Source organism: Marinobacter guineae, from assembly GCF_002744735.1.
Lineage (GTDB): Bacteria > Pseudomonadota > Gammaproteobacteria > Pseudomonadales > Oleiphilaceae > Marinobacter > Marinobacter guineae.
Window position 1 is genome coordinate 1,021,609 of record NZ_KZ319339.1, and the last position, 18,076, is coordinate 1,039,684.

16 protein-coding genes are annotated in these 18,076 nt (G+C 57.9%); 2 read left to right on the top strand and 14 right to left on the bottom strand.

Annotated features, from left to right (window positions below):
* Positions 1-66: 66 nt before the first annotated feature.
* From CLH62_RS04655 to CLH62_RS04705, 11 genes are all read right to left on the bottom strand, one after another.
* The gene (locus tag CLH62_RS04655; protein ID WP_099616954.1) at positions 67-1,362 is read right to left on the bottom strand and encodes an adenylosuccinate synthase; all 1,296 of its coding nucleotides are present in this window, start codon (positions 1,360-1,362) and stop codon (positions 67-69) included.
* 83 nt (positions 1,363-1,445) lie between these two features.
* Positions 1,446-2,627, bottom strand: coding sequence for an ATP phosphoribosyltransferase regulatory subunit (locus tag CLH62_RS04660; protein WP_099616955.1), 1,182 nt, complete (start codon positions 2,625-2,627; stop codon positions 1,446-1,448).
* 129 nt (positions 2,628-2,756) lie between these two features.
* On the bottom strand, positions 2,757-3,632 hold the full coding sequence (gene hflC / locus CLH62_RS04665) for a protease modulator HflC (RefSeq protein WP_099616956.1): 876 nt from the start codon (positions 3,630-3,632) through the stop codon (positions 2,757-2,759).
* Positions 3,633-3,634: 2 nt separating this feature from the next.
* Positions 3,635-4,840 carry an FtsH protease activity modulator HflK gene (gene hflK, locus CLH62_RS04670; RefSeq protein ID WP_099616957.1) on the bottom strand — a complete coding sequence of 402 codons (1,206 nt, stop codon included), beginning with the start codon at positions 4,838-4,840 and terminating at the stop codon, positions 3,635-3,637.
* An 83-nt stretch (positions 4,841-4,923) separates the two neighbouring features.
* The gene (gene hflX, locus CLH62_RS04675) at positions 4,924-6,222 is read right to left on the bottom strand and encodes a ribosome rescue GTPase HflX (RefSeq protein WP_099616958.1); all 1,299 of its coding nucleotides are present in this window, start codon (positions 6,220-6,222) and stop codon (positions 4,924-4,926) included.
* Positions 6,223-6,340: 118 nt separating this feature from the next.
* Entirely contained in the window at positions 6,341-6,592 is a 252-nt protein-coding gene (hfq, locus tag CLH62_RS04680) for an RNA chaperone Hfq (protein WP_008170056.1), read from the bottom strand.
* Positions 6,593-6,626: 34 nt separating this feature from the next.
* On the bottom strand, positions 6,627-7,634 hold the full coding sequence (gene miaA, locus CLH62_RS04685; protein WP_099617624.1) for a tRNA (adenosine(37)-N6)-dimethylallyltransferase MiaA: 1,008 nt from the start codon (positions 7,632-7,634) through the stop codon (positions 6,627-6,629).
* A 28-nt stretch (positions 7,635-7,662) separates the two neighbouring features.
* A complete protein-coding gene (mutL, locus tag CLH62_RS04690) occupies positions 7,663-9,567 on the bottom strand; it encodes a DNA mismatch repair endonuclease MutL (protein WP_099616959.1) in 1,905 nt (634 codons plus the stop codon).
* A gap of 20 nt (positions 9,568-9,587) precedes the next feature.
* On the bottom strand, positions 9,588-10,961 hold the full coding sequence (locus tag CLH62_RS04695; protein ID WP_099616960.1) for an N-acetylmuramoyl-L-alanine amidase: 1,374 nt from the start codon (positions 10,959-10,961) through the stop codon (positions 9,588-9,590).
* Between the two features lie 22 nt (positions 10,962-10,983).
* The gene (tsaE, locus tag CLH62_RS04700; protein ID WP_099616961.1) at positions 10,984-11,496 is read right to left on the bottom strand and encodes a tRNA (adenosine(37)-N6)-threonylcarbamoyltransferase complex ATPase subunit type 1 TsaE; all 513 of its coding nucleotides are present in this window, start codon (positions 11,494-11,496) and stop codon (positions 10,984-10,986) included.
* Entirely contained in the window at positions 11,496-13,046 is a 1,551-nt protein-coding gene (locus CLH62_RS04705; RefSeq protein WP_099616962.1) for an NAD(P)H-hydrate dehydratase, read from the bottom strand. The genes tsaE and CLH62_RS04705 overlap by 1 nt, the downstream gene beginning before the upstream one ends.
* A 147-nt stretch (positions 13,047-13,193) precedes the next feature.
* On the opposite strand from CLH62_RS04705, the gene queG reads away from it, so the two are divergent.
* A complete protein-coding gene (gene queG / locus CLH62_RS04710; protein WP_099616963.1) occupies positions 13,194-14,273 on the top strand; it encodes a tRNA epoxyqueuosine(34) reductase QueG in 1,080 nt (359 codons plus the stop codon).
* On the opposite strand, the gene orn is transcribed toward queG, so the two are convergent.
* Positions 14,268-14,810 (bottom strand): oligoribonuclease, encoded by a 543-nt coding sequence (orn, locus tag CLH62_RS04715; protein WP_099616964.1) that lies wholly within the window; start codon positions 14,808-14,810, stop codon positions 14,268-14,270. The genes queG and orn overlap by 6 nt on opposite strands.
* Positions 14,811-15,063: 253 nt before the next feature.
* On the opposite strand from orn, the gene rsgA reads away from it, so the two are divergent.
* A complete protein-coding gene (gene rsgA / locus CLH62_RS04720) occupies positions 15,064-16,119 on the top strand; it encodes a small ribosomal subunit biogenesis GTPase RsgA (RefSeq protein WP_099616965.1) in 1,056 nt (351 codons plus the stop codon).
* Positions 16,120-16,130: 11 nt separating this feature from the next.
* On the opposite strand, the gene motB is transcribed toward rsgA, so the two are convergent.
* Both motB and motA read right to left on the bottom strand, forming a co-directional pair.
* Positions 16,131-17,090 carry a flagellar motor protein MotB gene (gene motB, locus CLH62_RS04725; RefSeq protein WP_099616966.1) on the bottom strand — a complete coding sequence of 320 codons (960 nt, stop codon included), beginning with the start codon at positions 17,088-17,090 and terminating at the stop codon, positions 16,131-16,133.
* Between the two features lie 31 nt (positions 17,091-17,121).
* Positions 17,122-17,973: a flagellar motor stator protein MotA gene (motA, locus tag CLH62_RS04730; RefSeq protein ID WP_099616967.1), complete on the bottom strand. Its 852-nt coding sequence runs from the start codon at positions 17,971-17,973 to the stop codon at positions 17,122-17,124.
* Positions 17,974-18,076 lie beyond the last annotated feature (103 nt).

The window sequence follows — 18,076 nt, forward strand, 5'->3', positions numbered from 1 at the left end:
AAGGAACCCCTGAGCACAAAAAAACCGCCGTGCCGGCTGGCACGGCGGTTTTTGTTCCGTTGGCGTTTACTCGCCGAACGGATGGCGGAGCGTGATGGTTTCAATACGGTCCGGCCCGGTGGAGATCACGTCAATCGGCGCTTCAATCTGCTCCTCCAGGAAGCGGATATAAGCCCTGGCGTTCTCCGGCAGCTGCTCCAGGCTGGTCAGGCCAACGGTGCTCTCGCTCCAGCCCGGCAGCTCGGCATAGACCGGCTCGATGTCCTTGTACGTGTCACAGCCAATGGGTGGGCGGGTAATTTCGCCATTCGGCGTCTTGTAGCCGACACAGACCTTCACCGTCTCCATTCCATCCAGAACATCCAGCTTGGTGAGGCAGATACCGGAAACACTGTTGATCTGGATGGCGTGACGTAGGGCAACCGCATCAAACCAGCCACAGCGGCGGGAGCGACCGGTGGTGGTTCCCACCTCATTGCCTTTCACCGCCAGATGTTGGCCCATCTCATCAAACAGCTCGGTGGGAAACGGGCCTGAACCCACGCGGGTAGTATAAGCCTTGGTGATGCCCAGCACGTAATCCAGAAACAGGGGGCCGAAACCGGAACCGGTGGCAGTGCCGCCGGCCGTGGTGTTGGACGAGGTCACATACGGATAGGTGCCAAGGTCAATATCCAGAAGCGAGCCCTGAGCCCCCTCAAACAGAATGTTTTCGCCACGCTTGCGGAAGTCATGGAGCATATCGGTGACATCCGCCGCCATGGGCAGGATTTCTTCGCCCATCAGTTTCAGCTCTTCAAGGGCCGCATCGATGTCCTCAGCCTCTTCCTTGAAGTACTCAGTCAGGATGAAGTTGTGGAAGGACATGATTTCGCGCAGCTTTACTTCAAACCCGGCAGGATTGCACAGGTCGCCCAGGCGGAGGCCACGGCGTGAAACCTTGTCCTCATAGGCCGGACCAATACCGCGACCGGTCGTGCCGATCTTGTCGACACCGCGGGCCCGTTCTCGGGCCTGGTCAATACGGACATGGGTGCGCAGGATAAGGGGGCAGGCCAGGCTGATCCGCAGACGGTCACGAACAGCGACGCCATTGGCTTCCAGCTCACGCACTTCCTTGAGCAGCGCCTCCGGCGACAGGACGACGCCATTGCCGATCAGGCAGTAAACATGCTGACGCAGAATACCGGAAGGGATCAGATGAAGCGCCGTTTTCTTGCCGTCAATCACCAGGGTATGGCCGGCATTGTGCCCGCCCTGGAAGCGAACGACGGCTGTGACCTTGTCGGTCAGCAGATCAACAATCTTACCCTTGCCTTCATCACCCCATTGGGTGCCCAGCACAACAACGTTTTTACCCATGATTCTCTCTCAATGCGGCTGCCCCGCGGGACAGGCGTTTCGCAAGTTTACCTGTAAATGAACTCACCGAAGCCCCGGGGGGATCAGCCCAGCTTCTCCACGACCCACTGGCCGCCCTGCTTGACCAGCTTCCGGTCACAGCCTCTGGTGGCCGGATCAACACCGTTATCCTCCGGCAAGGCACGGACAACGATTTCCGTCATTCTCAGGCCGGAAATCACGCCTTCGAGGGCCAGGTCATCATCCGCTGGCGCCCAGACTGCACCGGCTTTCCGTAACGGCCGCTCACCCAGGGACACCAGTGCGCGGATATCGAGACTGAATCCTGTCGCAGGCCGTGCCCGACCAAAATCACTGCCAATGGCATCATAGCGCCCGCCCTTGGCCACTGAGTCGCCATGACCGGGAACATAAGCCGCAAACACAAGGCCGGTATGGTAGTTGTAGCCACGCAACTCGCAGAAATCGAAGCCGAAACTGACCTCCGGGTAGTCCCGGCCCAGCATGTCCGATACGCGACCAAGCTGATCCAGTGCCGCATCCAGATTTTCGGATGCACCCTGCAGAACACGGCGGGCCTCGGTCAGCGCTTCCGGGCCGCCACTGACTCGAGCGAGTTCACGCAAGCGAGCACCAGCAGAGCCATTGGGGCATCCGCCCAGCAGCTCGTCGAGCTCGGGCACCGATTTGCGGGCCATGGCGTCAAAAATCGCGGCTTCGGTGTCCCGGTCAAAATCCGCTTCACCGATCAGGCTCTCGTAAATCGAAACGTGGGCCAGGTCCAGGTGAATACGCGGCAGACCGGCAACCCGAAGGGCTTCCAGCATCAGGCTGATTACTTCCATATCCGCTTCTTCGGAGGCGCTGCCAAAAAGCTCGCAACCTGCCTGGATCGGCGTCCGTCCGGTCAGCATATGGCACGGACGGGTATGGAGCACATGGCCAGCGTAACATAGGCGGGTTATGCCATCCTGGCCCAGGGTATGAGCATCGATACGGGCTGCCTGGGGTGTCATGTCCGCTCGAACCCCCATCATCCGCCCAGTCAGCTGATCGGTCAGCTTGAAGGTTTGCAGCTCCAGATCGTGTCCGGTTCCGGTGAACAGGGATTCGAGGTATTCAATTAGCGGCGGGATTACCAGCTGATAGCCCCAGCGCTGGCAGGTATCCATTACATCCCGGCGAAGGGATTCGATCCGTCCGGCCAGCGGAGGCAGAATGTCCTCTACCCCGTCCGGCAGTAACCAGCGATCAGATACAGTCATGAGACTCCGTTGTATGTTATATCCGGAAAGAAAACCCGACACAAAACCGCCAGAATTTTACACGGTTGGCAGGCACAAAAAAACCGGAATACGGATGTATTCCGGTTTATTTCTACTCTCAGGTGCGCATCACTGCGCGCCCTGGGGGTCCCTCATGTACTTCATGAAATCGCCTTCCGAGTCGATCACCATGATGTCGTCCTTGTTGGAGAACGCATTCTGGTAAGCGGAAAGACTTCGATAGAAGCTGAAGAACTCACCGTCCTGACTATAGGCATCGGCGTAAATCTGCGCCGCCTCACCATCGCCTTGACCTCGAAGCTGCTCGGACTTGGAGAACGCTTCCGCCAGGACCACCGTGCGCTGGCGATCGGCATCCGCCCGAATCCCCTCGGCGGCCTCGCGACCACGGGAGCGGTATTCCTGAGCCAGTTTTTCCCGCTCAGTGGCCATCCGGCGATACACGTTCCCACGGACCTGCTCCGGCAGTTCAATGGCCTTGATGCGGATATCCAGCACCCGGATGCCAAACTCGCTGAGCGCGGTTTCGTTGACCAGATCCTTGAGTGCGGCCATCAGCTGATCACGCTCGCCTGAAACCACCTCATGCATGGTACGAACACCAAACTCGTTGCGCAGGCCAGTGTCCACCCGCGATGCGAGAAGACTCTGGGCCCGGAATTCATCACCACCGGTGGCCCGGTAGAAGGTATCCACATCGGTGATTTGCCAGGCAATGTAGGAATCAACGTCCAGCGGTTTTTTCTCAATGGTCAGGTACTGACGCGCGGGAACGTCCAAGGTCAGAACCCGTACGTCGAATTGGCGGACTTCATCAATCACGGGAACCTTGAAGTGAATTCCCGCAGGAACGTTGGTCTCAACCAACTCTCCGAAACGTAGCAATACGCCACGGTGGGTTTCCGGAATAATGTAAACGCTGGACGATACCAACAACAGAATGATGAGGGTACCAGCAAGACCAATAATGCTTTTGGGTCCCATGATTATCTTCCCTCTCTCGTGGTGGTGGACTGGCGATTACGCAATTCGCGAAGCACCTGATCCGTCAGGGACTGGATATCAACCTGACCTGTCAGGCTGCCAGCGTCCCCGGCACTTTCATTCCGCCCCGCGGCCAGGTTAGCGCTGCCCTGACGGGTCAGACGATCCAGCGGCAGATACATCATGTTATCGCCGGACTTGGTATCCACCAGCACCTTGCTGGAATTGGCCAGCACATTCTCCATGGCCTGCAGATACATGCGCTCTCGGGTGACCTCGGGCGCCTTCTCGTAAACGGTCAGCAGATCCATATACCGGGCAGTCTCACCGTCGGCGCGCTCAACCACCTGGGCCTTGTAAGCCGCTGCTTCCTCAACCATGCGCTGAGCCTGGCCGCGGGCTTCCGGTACAACCTTGTTGCGGTAGGTTTCTGCCTCTTCCTTCAGTCGCTGCTCGTCTTCACGGGCACGCTGCACTTCCCGGAAAGCATCCTGAACCGGCTCGGGTGGCTGGGTACTTTCCACGTTTACCCGAACGACCTGGAGGCCAGTACCATAGTCCTGCAGGAAGTTCTGGAGTCGCTGCTCTACATTTACTGCAAGCTCAACCCGACCTTCGGTCAATACCGCATCCAGAGTGGCACTGCCCACTTCGTGACGAAGCGCACTGTCGGTGGCAAAGGCCAGAGCCTGGTTCGAATCCCGGACATTGAGCACATAGTCACGGGCATCACTGACCCGGTACTGCACCTGCAGATCCACGCTGACCAGATTCTCGTCCTGGGTCAGCATCTGTCCGGTCGACTCAGCTGTACGAACGCTGGTGACCCGTACTTTAGTGACGTCATCAATCAACGGCACCTTGAAGCGCAAGCCCGGGCTCTCTGTCCGGTCGTATTCCCCGAAGCGAAGAACAACAGCCCGCTCCTGCTCATCCACTGTGTAGAAAGACTGGAAGACGACATAGCCAACAACAACAATGGCAGCCAGGGCGAGGATGGCGCCAATGCCGCCGCTGCTCCCGCCGGTACTGCCACCGCTGCCACCTGACTTGCCACCTTTACCGCCCAACATCTTGTTGAGCTTGTCCAGCCCTTTTTTCAATGCCTCATCGAGGTCTGGCGGACCCTGATCATTGCCGCGCCGACCACCACCGGTACCCCAGGGGTCGTTGTCGTTACGGTTTCCACCCGGTTCATTCCAGGCCATAGTGCTCTCCGTTACTGACTTATAAATAGAATGGCTGCAAATACTAGGGATTTATCTCCGCCCCGGCAATAGCCGTTCCGGTTTCAGGCATGCCCGAGCTCGAGCCTGACCGATTCTTCCTTCACTCCGGCCCGGCTAAGCAGCTGCAGCCAGTCCCGGTTCTGCAAGCGAACTTCCAACACCGTATCCCCAGTCTCACGGTGCTCCTCGCTCAGCACGGAGCCGGCCTCATGCAGCAGCGCGCGCAGTTTGCCGTCGGCAGGACCCAGCAAAACAAAATGGTGTACAACGTCCTCTGCAAGTCTCTCCACAATGGCATCGTACAGGCCGTCAAGCCCTTCGCCGGTTACCGCGGACACCCAGGCCCGCACCGGAACACCTTCTTCATTACGCTCAATTCGCGGCGTGAAGTCTTCCAGCAGGTCGATCTTGTTAAACACCTGCAACATGGGAATCTCATCTGCCCCGATCTCGGCCAACACCTCTTCAACCTGCTCTATATTCTCGTCACGCCGGCTGTCGTGGCTATCAATTACGTGAAGCAGGATCGTCGCTTGTGTCGTTTCTTCCAGGGTCGCCCGAAAGGCTTCCACCAGCTTGTGGGGAAGGTGGCGGATGAAGCCCACCGTGTCCGCCATTACGACCGGCCCGATATCCGGAAGTTCCAGACGCCGCAACGTCGGATCCAGAGTTGCAAACAACTGGTCTGCAGCATATACGGAGGAAGTGGTAATCCGGTTGAATAAGGTGGATTTTCCTGCGTTGGTATAACCCACCAGAGACACGGTTGGAATGTCAGCACGCTGACGTGCCCGGCGACCCTGGTTCCGCTGCCGGCGAACCTTCTCAAGACGCTTGTGGATGGACTTGATCCGTTCCCGAAGCAGCCGACGGTCGGTTTCCAGCTGGGTTTCGCCGGGGCCCCGAAGGCCGATGCCACCCTTCTGCCGCTCCAGGTGGGTCCAGCCCCGTACCAGGCGTGTCGACATGTGGTCGAGCTGTGCCAGCTCCACCTGCAGTTTACCTTCGTGAGTCCGGGCGCGCTGGGCGAAGATGTCAAGAATCACACCGGTACGATCGAGCACCCGGCACTTGAGTTCCTGCTCGATATTTCGCTCCTGACGCGGACTCAGTGCATGATTGAACAACACAACATCGGCTTCATTGGCGGCCACGGCGTCACGAATTTCTTCCAGCTTTCCTTCACCAACGAAAAATCTGGGGCTCGGTTGCTTGCGGGAACCGGTAACAATGCCCACCGGCTCAACGCCGGCGGACGTCACCAGTTCCCGAAACTCGCCGGGGTCTTCGGTGCCGTCGTGGGCAGTAAAATCGATGTGGACGAGTATCGCGCGCTCACCGACATCAGGACGTTCAAACAATTGGCATCAACTCCCGAACAGTGAAATTGTCAATATCATAAAAACAAACACCCGCGGCCATCAGACCCTGAAAAGGATCTTCTGGAACGCGGGTGGCAATACCGGGAAAGCGGATGGATCAGTCTTCAGACTCGCCCTCTCCTCCCGGAGCCTGCTGCGGAATGCGAACATTGCGGGCAGGAACCACAGTGGAAATAGCGTGTTTGTAGACCATCTGGCTGACAGTATTTTTCAGCAAAATCACGAACTGGTCGAAAGACTCTATCTGGCCCTGGAGCTTGATACCGTTAACCAGAAAGATGGAAACCGGAATGCGTTCCTTGCGTAAAGCATTAAGGTAAGGGTCTTGTAACGAATGCCCTTTTGACATGTGTGTTCTCCTGTTTTTTAGTAAGTGCAGATCGTCATTTGTCAGAGTTAAATGTGGTGCGAAGTCTGATTTTTTTCAAGGCTGCTTCAGCGTTAAGTTTGTCTTCGCTGTCCAGCCAGTCTACATCAGACCACTTACGCAACCAGGTCAACTGCCGCTTCGCCAACTGGCGTGTGGCTGCAATGCCCTTGCTTACAAATGTGTCGTAGTCGTCTGCCCCGGACAAATAGTTCCAGGCCTGACGGTAGCCGACACAACGCATGGAAGGGAGGTCAGGGTGCAAATCTTCCCTGAGCATCAATGCTCGCACTTCTTCGAGGAAGCCTGCCTCCAGCATCTTGAGGAAGCGCTGATGGATTCTCTCGTGAAGCACTCGCCGCTCAGGCGGCATCATGGCAAGTTGAACAACAGTATACGGAAGCAGAGGTGTTTCGTCTGCCTGCCAGCGGGTAAAATAGGTGTAATCCTCAATATCGCTTCCATTGCCAGACTCAGGCACACCCTCGTCTTTACCGACAACCTCCGCCTGCCAGAATGCAGAAATCGGCTTACCAGTTACGCGCAGAACTTCCAGAGCCCGCAACAGTCGCTGGCGGTTGTTAGGATGTATCCGTTCCGCCGCGACCGGATCTACACTTTGTAGTTCACGATGCAGCGCCTCCCAACCGAGTGCCTCAGCTTCCCGCTCCAACGTTCTGCGTGCTTCCGGACTCGCCGCAGGTAAGCCGGACAAACCATGCAGCAATGCCTTGAAGTACATCATGGTTCCACCCACCAACAAGGGTATCCGGCCAGCTGCCGTAATCTCGGCCATGGCAGCGAGCGCATCGCGCCGAAAATCCGCAGCCGAATAAGTTTCAGCCGGATCACAGATATCGATCAACCGGTGCGGGGCCCGAGCCAACTCTTCGCCTGTCGGCTTGGCCGTGCCAATATTCATACCACGGTAAATCATGGCCGAGTCGACACTGATGATCTCGCAAGGTAGCTGCTCGCAGAGCGCCATGGCCAGGTCGGTTTTACCGGAGGCTGTCGGGCCCATCAGGAAAATGGCCGGGGGCAGTGACACCCTAGCGCCCCCGCAGGAAAAGCTTGTCCAGCTCGGACAGGGTTACCAGTGTCCAGGTCGGCCGGCCGTGATTGCACTGGCCGCTTCGTTCAGTGGCTTCCATGTCTCTGAGCAATGAGTTCATTTCCGGAATGGTGAGCTGACGGTTCGCCCGCACCGAGCCATGGCACGCCATGGTGCCGAGCAGTTCGTGAGTTACCGCTTCCACCCGGTCGCTCTGGCCATGCTCGATAAGATCTGCCAGCACGTCACGCACCAACTGCTCCGTGTCGGCCCCCCGCAAAAGCGCCGGCACCTGCCGGACCGCCAGGGTTTCCGGGCCAATTCGTTCTATCTGCAGGCCAAGCTTCTGCAGCTCTTCCCCATGGCTCTCGGTAAGCGCGGCTTCTTTCTGGCTGACCGCCAGAGACAGCGGGACCAGCAATGGCTGGCTTTTCAGATCCTGCTCGGCAAGCGCCCGCTTCATCCGTTCATAGGTTATGCGCTCGTGGGCCGCATGCATGTCCACCACGATCATCCCTGCCCGACCCTGGGCCAGAATATAGATACCGTGCAGCTGGGCAATGGCATAACCCAATGGCGGCTCCTCATCACTGTCGACTGACGGCGTCGGAAGGGGCGTGGCAGCTCCGTCATGGAACGGAGTCGACTGCGGGCTTCCGGTTCCTCCACCGGCGTTCAGGGACTGATAGAACGCCATCTGATCACTGGCGCGCCAGTCCTGCTGAGGCTGTGACTGACCACCAAAACCGGCTGGTGCACCTGATTGACCGTAATTCGGCACTGCTGGCTGGCCATTCCAGGACGCCCCCGCCGGGGCGCACATGGTCGGCGAACTTTCCGCCTGAGCCGACGCTTCACGACCAAAAGACTGGGCAACCGCGCCCCGGAAATGATCATCCGGGCGAACGTCGGCCAGGGCCTTATGCAAAGTTCTGAAGATAAAATCGTGAACCAGCCGGCCGTCCCGGAAACGGACTTCGTGTTTTGTGGGGTGCACATTCACATCCACCGTAGCCGGGTCGACTTCCAGATAAAGCACAAAAGCCGGGTGGCGGTTGTTATAGAGAACATCCCGGTAGGCCTGGCGCACGGCGTGGGCCACCAGCCGGTCACGGATCACCCGGCCGTTGACAAAGAAATACTGCAGGTCCGACTGACTGCGGGAAAATGTCGGCAGAGCGACCCACCCCCAGAGACGAAGCCCCGTCGCTTCTGCATCGATGACCACCGCATTGTCGATGAACTGCTGCCCACACAGGGAGCCAATCCGCCGTTCACGATCAAGGGCTGAATCGGCGGGCCTAAGGCTTTGAACTACCCGCTGGTTGTGACGGAGAGTGAAGCCGGCATCGAACCGGCTCAAGGCCTGGCGGCGCACGCATTCCTCAACGTGGTTGAATTCGGTTTTTTCGGTGCGCAGAAACTTGCGGCGCGCGGGGGTATTAAAGAACAGATCACGCACTTCAACGGTGGTACCCACCGGGTGTGCGGCGGGAGAGATTCTGGCGTCCATCTCCCGGCCTTCCACTTCAACGCGGGAGGCCGCTTCCTGCTCTACTGTCCGGGAAGTCAGCGCCAGGCGGGACACTGAACTGATGCTGGCAAGCGCCTCACCACGAAAGCCCAGGGAGGCCACAGCTTCCAGATCATCAAGGCTGGCGATCTTGCTGGTTGCATGCCGGCTCAGGGCCAGCGGTAAATCATCCTCTTCAATACCGCTGCCGTCGTCCCGCACGCGGATCAGCTTGACGCCGCCCTGCTCCACCTCAACATCAACTCGGGTGGCGCCAGCATCCAGGGCATTTTCGACCAGTTCCTTGACGACAGATGCGGGTCGCTCCACCACTTCACCCGCGGCAATCTGGTTCGCGAGCCGTGGTGACAGCAATCGAATGGGGGGCATGTTACGGGAAAACCTCTTGATCAGGACGCGGGAATACGGATGGTTTGCCCTACCATAACACGGTCATCCCGCAGGTCGTTATACTGCATCAGCTCACTGACGGTGGTCTGGTTTTTCCTGGCCACTCCGGAAAGCGTGTCACCACGCTGGATCCGATACTGACTGACGCTGTTTCCGCCCTGGCGATTCTGCTTCTGCCAGGCCAGCAATGTGCCCGGTGGCGGGGTTTTCTGAAAGTAATCGTCTACGCCTTTCATAATGGCCCCGGCCAGCTTGTTGCGGTACCACTCAGTCGACAGGTTTTTCTCTTCCTGGGGATTGGATATGAACCCGGCTTCCACGAGGATAGAGGGAATATCCGGTGACTTCAGCACCACAAACGATGCCTGCTCCACGCCCGGCTTATGCAGCTTGGCAACGCGCCCGAGTTTGCCGAGGACCGAGCTGCCAACACCCAGGCTGGCGTTGATACTGGCCGTCATGGACAAATCCAGCAACACCCCTGCAAGCGTGTCATTGCGACCATCCAGGGACAATCCGCCAGCACCACCTATCAGGTCTGAGCGGTTTTCGCTGTTTGCCAGCCAGCGGGCGGTTTCACTGGTCGCGCCACGCTGCGACAGGGCAAAAACCGAGGCACCTTTAGGCTGGGGCGTGCGAAACGCATCTGCATGTACGGATACGAACAGGTCGGCATTGTACTTTCTGGCCAGCAGCGTCCGGTTGCGAAGGCCAATGTAATAGTCACCGGTCCGGGTCAGCTTGGCGGTGTACCCCGGCTGGTCATTGATCAGATCGGCCAGGGTTTTCGACATTTTCAGAACAACATCTTTCTCACGAGTACCTCTGGGTCCGATAGCACCCGGGTCCTCTCCGCCATGGCCGGCATCAATCACCACGATAACATCCCGCTTTCCGGCTGAGTTCTGGGTAACGGTAGGCTTGGTGGCCTTTTCCAGACGGCTGCCGCTCTCATCAATCAGATCAACGACCAGCCGGTGGCCATATTGCTGGTTCGGCTCAAGCTGAAAGCTTCGGGGCTTGATGTCCGTTTCCAGGTCCAGAACCACCCTCAGATCGTTTCCATTGCGAGGCGCACTGCGAATCCGCTTGATCGGGCTGCCGGAGAGGTCCAGCCCTGAGAAATCTGCTTTCTGGCGGGTATTCTTGAGATCGATAACCAGGCGGGACGGCCCTGACAGGGAAAAGATATTGTGCTCTACCTGCCCGGCGGTATCGAATACAAGGCGGGTGTGATCCGGCGCCGGCCATATCCGGGCACTTTCCACCTGGGTTCCGGCCACCGTTGTTCCGGCCAGAACAGGCAACACCAGAGCCGCCAGCAACAGTGCCAGCGGCTGGACCAGTCTTGTTTTGAGTTCAGCAATTCTCATACAGCCTACCTGCCAGTTTTCATCAGGTCCCGACCTGGTTGTGGTCCGGACCAATCAATTGCAGCTCATTGAGCACCGAGGCACCTCGCCCGGAACGGGCTCTGATGACTACAGAACGCCCTTCGCCCTGCCGCTCCAGATGAATTTCTAGATCCGGATCGGGCAGTATCCCTTTTCCCCGCTCGGGCCACTCGACCAGACACAGATTATCGCCGGCGAAGTAATCCCGAATGCCCATGTATTCCAGTTCTTCCGCATCGCCGAGCCGGTAAAGATCGAAGTGGTACGCCGGTGGTTCCAGGTCTTCATAGGGTTCCACCAGGGTATAGGTGGGACTTTTTACCGCGCCGGCGTGGCCCAGCCCACGCATGACACCACGGCTGATGGTGGTCTTACCCATGCCCAGGTCGCCGTCCAGATAGATCACAAGGCCCCGGCCGGATTCGGCAACTCGCTTTGCCAACTCGCGGCCCAGCTCTTCGGTTTCAGCCTCGCTTTCGAGAAACAGACGGCGCTCACTCCCCATCATGCTCATCAATCCTCCCGCACCCGATTGCCTTCAGACTCCCGGAACACCAGCGGCAGCGCATCAATCACGTCGCTGGGTATCAGCCCGATGAATCCCCGGGTCTCTGAAGCTTTGTCGGCGGCCGCCAGATGGACTGAAGCACCGAGAACAGCCGCTTTGTCCGTCTCACCAAGCTGGGCGTAAACGGCACCAATAATACCTGACAGCACATCACCCATGCCGCCGGTGGCCATTCCCGGATTGCTGCCGCTGATAATATCGACCGCTGCGCCTCCCGAAGCGACCACTGTACCTGCCCCTTTCAGCAATACAGTCCCACCGTACAGGGCCTGTAATTTGCGGGCAGCGGCCATTCGATCAGCTTCCACTTCCGGCACCGGACAGTTGAGCAATCTGGCTGCCTCGCCCGGATGGGGCGTTAAAATATGGTTTTTTGCCGGTATGGCAACCCGAGCGGACAACAGATTCAGCGCGTCGGCATCCAGAACCCGGGGCTTACCGCTGGAAAGGACCTGTTCCAGCATCTGCTGGCCCCAGGCGCTACGGCCGATCCCGGGACCACAGACTATAACCGACGCTGAGTCCAGCAACGGTGGCAATTCCGACCCATGGATCAGGCCATGAACCATCACCGAGGGGCACCTGGCCAGCGCGGCACTCACATGCTCGGGCCGGGTTGCCAGGGAAACCAGACCAGCCCCGGAGCGCGCTGCGGCCTCTGCCGCCAGCAGGCCGGCGCCCCCAAACCCCCGGTCTCCGGCCACCACTAGTACATGTCCGAAACGACCTTTATGGGCGTTGGCGGGTCTTTCCGGCAACCAGGACATAACCGACGCCCAGTCACGACGGCGCGCAATCGCCCCCTGACCACTACCAGCAACGCCATCGGCCGCACCAAGGGACTCAAACACAACCCTACCGGACACTGCAGCCCCTTGGCCGGTAAACAGGCCAGCTTTGAGGCCAATAAATGTGACGGTCATGGTTGCCTTTACCACATCTCCCTCTGCCGCCCCCGTGGTCGCATTCAGTCCCGAGGGTAAATCCACCGCAAGAACCGGCACTGACATCTGGTTGCACCGCCCTATCAATGCGGCAAAAGGTTCACGCGGCGCACCTGATACGCCGGTTCCCAGCATGGCATCTACAATCAGTCCGGCACCGGCAAAAAGCTCGTTGAGGCCCGATTCCGGAATATCCTCCAGCTCACCGACATCCACGCCGTCGGCAAGCGCCTTTTGCCAGGCTTTTCTTGCATCACCGGTGAGCTTTTTGGTTGGTGCGACGGCGACACAATGAACATCCATACCATGCCGCTGTGCGTTGGCCGCAACCAGGTAGCCATCGCCACCATTGTTGCCCGCACCGCAGAGAACTAGAACCGGACCACACTCGCGCCAGTGCCGGACCAGGTGCCGAAACGCCGCCTGGGCGGCAGATTGCATCAGTTCAAAACCATCAACACCCTGCTGATCAATCACATAGCGGTCAATCTGCCTGACCGCATCGGCGGAAAACAGCGCGTCTGGTAGACTGTGCGCAGCGGACGGCGGCATGAACCTTTGCTCCCGTTACAGAAACCGGTTTAAGAAAATTGGCCAGATACCTGTAAAGCATAGCAAAACAGCAGAAAAGGTCATAACTTAATCAAATTAAATATCCGTACCCTCGTTTCCGGACGGATCTCACTACCGGCAGTTTCTATGAGCGCCTCGTCAACCTGTGACAAACCATCCCCGGAACTGGCTGATCTGCCAGCACTAATCCGCCGGTGGGCCGCTGAGCTTGGATTCTCCGATGTAGGGATTACCACGCCGGATACCGGGGAGCATGCCCATCACTTGCAGGACTGGCTGGCTGCGGGATATCAGGGCGAAATGGATTACATGGCGCACCATGGCGACAAGCGATACACACCTACCTCGCTGGTCCCGGGCACCTGCCGGGTTATCTCAGTAAGAATGGATTACCTCCCGGCGCCAGACAACCCCAAAGAAGCGCTCACTCACCGGGATAAAGCCTATGTTACCCGCTACGCACTGGGGCGGGATTACCACAAACTGATCCGCAAGCGTCTCGCCCGGCTGGCAGAACAAATTGATGCAGCGGTGAACGGATTCGATTACCGGGCTTTCGTGGACAGTGCGCCGGTGCTTGAGCGCGCGCTGGCCCAACGGGCAGGGCTCGGCTGGATCGGCAAGAACAACATGTTGATCCATCCGAAAGCAGGCTCTTTCTTTTTCCTGGGGGAGATTTTCACCAGCGCGCCGCTGCCCATTGACGAGCCATTCGAAACCGACCATTGCGGCAGCTGTTCGGCATGCCTGGATCTTTGTCCCACCGATGCATTTGTCGGTTCGCACAAATTGGATGCCAGACGCTGCATCAGCTATCTGACCATTGAGCTCAAGGGCAGCATTCCGGAAGAGTTACGGCCGCTGATGGGTAACCGGGTTTTCGGATGTGATGACTGCCAGCTGGTCTGTCCCTGGCAGAAATTCAGCAAACCGACGAAAGAGCAGGACTTCCAGCCCAGACACGGGCTGGACAATACTTCTCTGGCCGAGCTGTTTCTCTGGAGCGAAGAGCAGTTCCGGAAGCGCACGGAAGGCTCTGCCATTCGCCGGACCGGCTACGACGGTTGGCTTCGCAACCTGGCAGTCGGGCTGGGCAACGCGCCTTCAACCATTCCGGTCATTGAAGCCCTGAAAAAGCGTGCGGACCACCCTTCCGAGATGGTCCGCGAGCATGTCCAGTGGGCCCTCAGGCAACACGACCTATAGCTTGAAGAACTGATCCCGATAATGGCGCAGTTCGTTGATGGAGTCCCGGATATCATCCAGAGCCAGATGACTGCCTTTCTTTTTGACGCCGGCCAATACATCAGGCCGCCAGCGACGGGCCAATTCTTTCACCGTGGATACATCCAGATTCCGGTAGTGGAAGAACGCCTCAAGTTCTGGCATGTACTTGACCAGGAACCGGCGATCCTGGCCAATGCTGTTACCACACAAGGGCGACTGCCCCGCCTCGATGTGTTTCTTCAGGAATTCAATGGTCTGCTGCTCGGCTTCTGATTCGGTGATATTGCTCTCCTGAACGCGCTTGGTCAGCCCACTTTCACCGTGAGTCTTGGTACACCATTCATCCATGCTGTTGAGCAAGGTGTCCGATTGGTGAACAGCAATGACAGGACCTTCCGCCACTACATTCAGTTCCGAGTCGGTGATGATTGTTGCCATTTCAATGATCCGTTCTTTTTCCGGATCCAGGCCTGTCATTTCAAGATCAATCCAAACCAGGCGATTGCCATCTGACATTTTTATCCCAGCCTTCTGAGTGTGGTGGTAGTGGGGCTGGCACCGGCTTTCCGGAAACCGCTACAAGCACATCCATGTGCGCTTGACTCCGGCCATCCATGGCCTCCGACATTTCCGGAAAGCCGGTGCCAGCCCCACTCTGAAATCAGGTGATATACATTTACCGTTTCGGCAATGTCCAAGCCGATTAACTACGATTGCAGTATGATGGCACACCAAAGGCAAAATTTTCATCTGATTAACCGGGACGTAAATGGCAAAACGGCGACTGAACAAACAGCAGCAATTCCGCATCAAGAAAGTCCAGGAAGAACGGGCAACCCGTGCGGCGCGCAAGGAGAAAAAGGTTCAGGAGCAGGCCGACGCCGGTGAGCTTGGCCCCGAGCAGGAAGGGTTAGTCATTGCTCACTACGGGCAGCAGCTGGATGTGGAAGCACTGGAAGGTGAGCTGGCCGGGCAAGTCGTGCGGTGCTTTGTCAGGGCCAACATCGACAGCCTGGTAACCGGGGACAAGGTTGTCTGGCGGCCGGGGAAGAATGAAACCGGCGTTATTGTTGCCCGCTGTGAGCGCCAGAACCTGCTGCAACGGCCGGATAATTTTGGGGCCCTGAAGCCGGTAGCCGCGAATATTGATCATATTATTCTGGTGATTGCACCGGAGCCGGAGCCCCACGACAACCTGATTGACCGGTACCTCGTTGCTTCGGAAATGACCGACATTCCGGCAGTTATCCTGCTGAACAAGACGGATCTGCTTACCGACCGAAACCGGCAAGGCATTGATGCCCTGCTCGGGCGCTATGAGGCGCTCGGCTATGAAGTGGTGCGGACGTCTGCTGCCGAGTCCGGTGACAAACCATCACCGGAGGTTGAGGCCCTGGTGAAGGATCAGACCAGTGTGTTCGTGGGGCAATCGGGCGTGGGCAAGTCGTCGATCATCCAGACGCTCATGCCCGATGAGGCGATTCGCGTGGGCGCCGTGTCGGAGAGTACTGGCAAGGGTGTGCACACCACCACCACAGCAAAGCTGTTCCATCTTCCCATGGGAGGCGACCTGATCGATTCGCCGGGTATCCGCGAGTTCGGGCTGTGGCACATGACACCACAGGAGATTGAGTACGGGTTCCGGGAGATCCGGGAGGTCATCGGCAACTGCAAGTTCCGCAACTGCAGGCATATGGGAGATCCAGGCTGTGCGATTGATGCGGCGGCGGATCAGGGAAAGATCAGTCCGGAGCGGCTGAAAAGTTTTCACCGGATTCTTCAGGACATGGCGGAACAGCAGGGCCGCGGGCTGAGAGTGGACTGAACAATCCTGTCCTACCAGTTCAGCTCACCCGGTGCCGGCTCCACTTTTTCCTCCAGCCATTCCCCACTTTCAAGTCGCTCGCGAGCGGCTTCCTGCTCTGCGTCGGACGGGCCGGTAAGGTCAATCAGGGGCTCATCGGAGCGGCCTGCACTGCTTTGGATGCTGTCCACGGTTTTCTTGTTCAGAACAATAATGGAAATTCGGCGGTTTACCGGCGCTGTCGGGTCTTCCTGGTCAAACAGTACGGAATCGCTCAGGCCCACGACACGGGCGATCTGGGGCTTACGAACTCCACCGGCAACCAGTGCCCGGCGGGCCGTATTGGCACGGTCAGCCGAAAGCTCCCAGTTGGTGTAACCAGGACGACCGTTGAACGGCGTCGAATCGGTATGCCCGGTAATACTGAGCTTGTTATCGACCGAACCCAGCGTCTTGGCCAGTTCAAACAGGATATCCTGGGAGTAGTACTTGAGCTCGGCGCGGCCGCTGTCGAACATGGGGCGACCGGAACGATCCACGATCTGGATGCGCAGGCCTTCATCGGTGATGTCGATCAGCAGCTGATCCTTGAACTCCTGCAGGGTTTCGTTCTGTTCGATGCGTTCTTTCAGCTCCTGGAACAATTCCTCCATGCGGCGTTGCTCGAGGGTTTCAGAAAGCTCGTCCACCACCTGGTCTTCGATCTGGATCTGGCTTGATTCGATGTCCGGGCTTGCCTCGTTTACTACGGATGCACTGCCTTCCAGGTCCACCGGGTTCGGGGATCCACCCTCGGTGAACCCCACCGGATCACGGAAATAACCCTCCACTGCCCGCTTTTGTTCGGGAGACGCCGTCGCCGTCAGCCAGAGCACAAGGAAGAAGGCCATCATGGCGGTGGCAAAGTCAGCAAACGCAACTTTCCAGGAGCCACCGTGATGGCCCCCGACGATTTTCTTCTTGCGCTTGATGATGATCGGTTGTTCTTCCACGAATCGGCTCCGGGGTCAGGTGCTGGCGGTATTACTTGGAGCGAACGTGATCGTTCAGTTCCTGGAAACCAGGACGCTTGTCAGTCGGCAATGCCTTCCGACCGAACTCAATCGCCATCTGGGGCGCCTGCCCTGATACTGTGGCTACAATGGCCGACTTTACGCATTCGTAGGCCTTGAGCTCGTATTTGGCGGCGTGTTCCATGGCGATGGAAGTAGGGCCAACGAAGCCGTAGCCCATGAAAATACCCAGGAAGGTGCCTACGAGCGCAGCAGCAACACTCAGGCCAATCTTCTCCGGCCCCTCACTCATGAAGTTCATGGTGATGACAATGCCCAGTACCGCCGCCACGATCCCGAGGCCGGGCAGCGCATCCGCAATCTTGTTGACGGCGTGCGCAGGCTCTTCAATCTCGTGCTGGCGACTGTCAATCTCATTTTCCATCATGCCTTCCAGCTCATGGGTCGCCATGTTGCCAGAGCTGATAATACGCAGGTAATCGGTAATAAATGCCTGCAATTCTTTGGACTTCATGATGGCAGGGTAGCGACTGAAGATCTGGCTGGACTCTGGATTGTCAATGTCTTCTTCTATCGCCATAACGCCCTGCTTTCGGGACTTGTCAAAAATCTCATAAAGCAGGCTGAGAAGATCCATGTAGAACGATTTGTTGTAGGGCGAACCGGTAAGCAGCTGAAAGCCCCGGCTAAAGGTTTCCTTCAGGGTATGCATGGGGTTGGCAATGATGAATGACCCCAAAGCCGCGCCGAAAATGATCAGCACTTCTGTTGGCTGCCAAAGCACCATCAGATTGCCGCCATGGAGAACGTAGCCAGTAAATACACTGGCGATAACAATAACCGCACCGATGATCAGTAACATGGTAACTAAGCACGCCTTATATTCTTGGTTATCGGCCGGAGCCGGAAGTCTGCCCGCACAAGCTGCCCTGATAATAGCAAGGCCCCACCAGAACAGCGAAGCC

Coding starts and splice junctions, on each gene's coding strand:
- tsaE (WP_099616961.1), bottom strand. CDS start 11,496: ATGAGCATGATGGGGAGTGAGCGCCGTCTGTTTCTCGAAAGCGAGGCT.
- miaA (WP_099617624.1), bottom strand. CDS start 7,634: ATGGGCCCGACAGCCTCCGGTAAAACCGACCTGGCCATGGCGCTCTGC.
- CLH62_RS04705 (WP_099616962.1), bottom strand. CDS start 13,046: ATGCCGCCGTCCGCTGCGCACAGTCTACCAGACGCGCTGTTTTCCGCC.
- hflK (WP_099616957.1), bottom strand. CDS start 4,840: ATGGCCTGGAATGAACCGGGTGGAAACCGTAACGACAACGACCCCTGG.
- CLH62_RS04655 (WP_099616954.1), bottom strand. CDS start 1,362: ATGGGTAAAAACGTTGTTGTGCTGGGCACCCAATGGGGTGATGAAGGC.
- rsgA (WP_099616965.1), top strand. CDS start 15,064: ATGGCAAAACGGCGACTGAACAAACAGCAGCAATTCCGCATCAAGAAA.
- mutL (WP_099616959.1), bottom strand. CDS start 9,567: ATGCCCCCCATTCGATTGCTGTCACCACGGCTCGCGAACCAGATTGCC.
- CLH62_RS04660 (WP_099616955.1), bottom strand. CDS start 2,627: ATGACTGTATCTGATCGCTGGTTACTGCCGGACGGGGTAGAGGACATT.
- hfq (WP_008170056.1), bottom strand. CDS start 6,592: ATGTCAAAAGGGCATTCGTTACAAGACCCTTACCTTAATGCTTTACGC.
- orn (WP_099616964.1), bottom strand. CDS start 14,810: ATGTCAGATGGCAATCGCCTGGTTTGGATTGATCTTGAAATGACAGGC.
- motA (WP_099616967.1), bottom strand. CDS start 17,973: ATGTTACTGATCATCGGTGCGGTTATTGTTATCGCCAGTGTATTTACT.
- queG (WP_099616963.1), top strand. CDS start 13,194: ATGAGCGCCTCGTCAACCTGTGACAAACCATCCCCGGAACTGGCTGAT.
- CLH62_RS04695 (WP_099616960.1), bottom strand. CDS start 10,961: ATGAGAATTGCTGAACTCAAAACAAGACTGGTCCAGCCGCTGGCACTG.
- hflC (WP_099616956.1), bottom strand. CDS start 3,632: ATGGGACCCAAAAGCATTATTGGTCTTGCTGGTACCCTCATCATTCTG.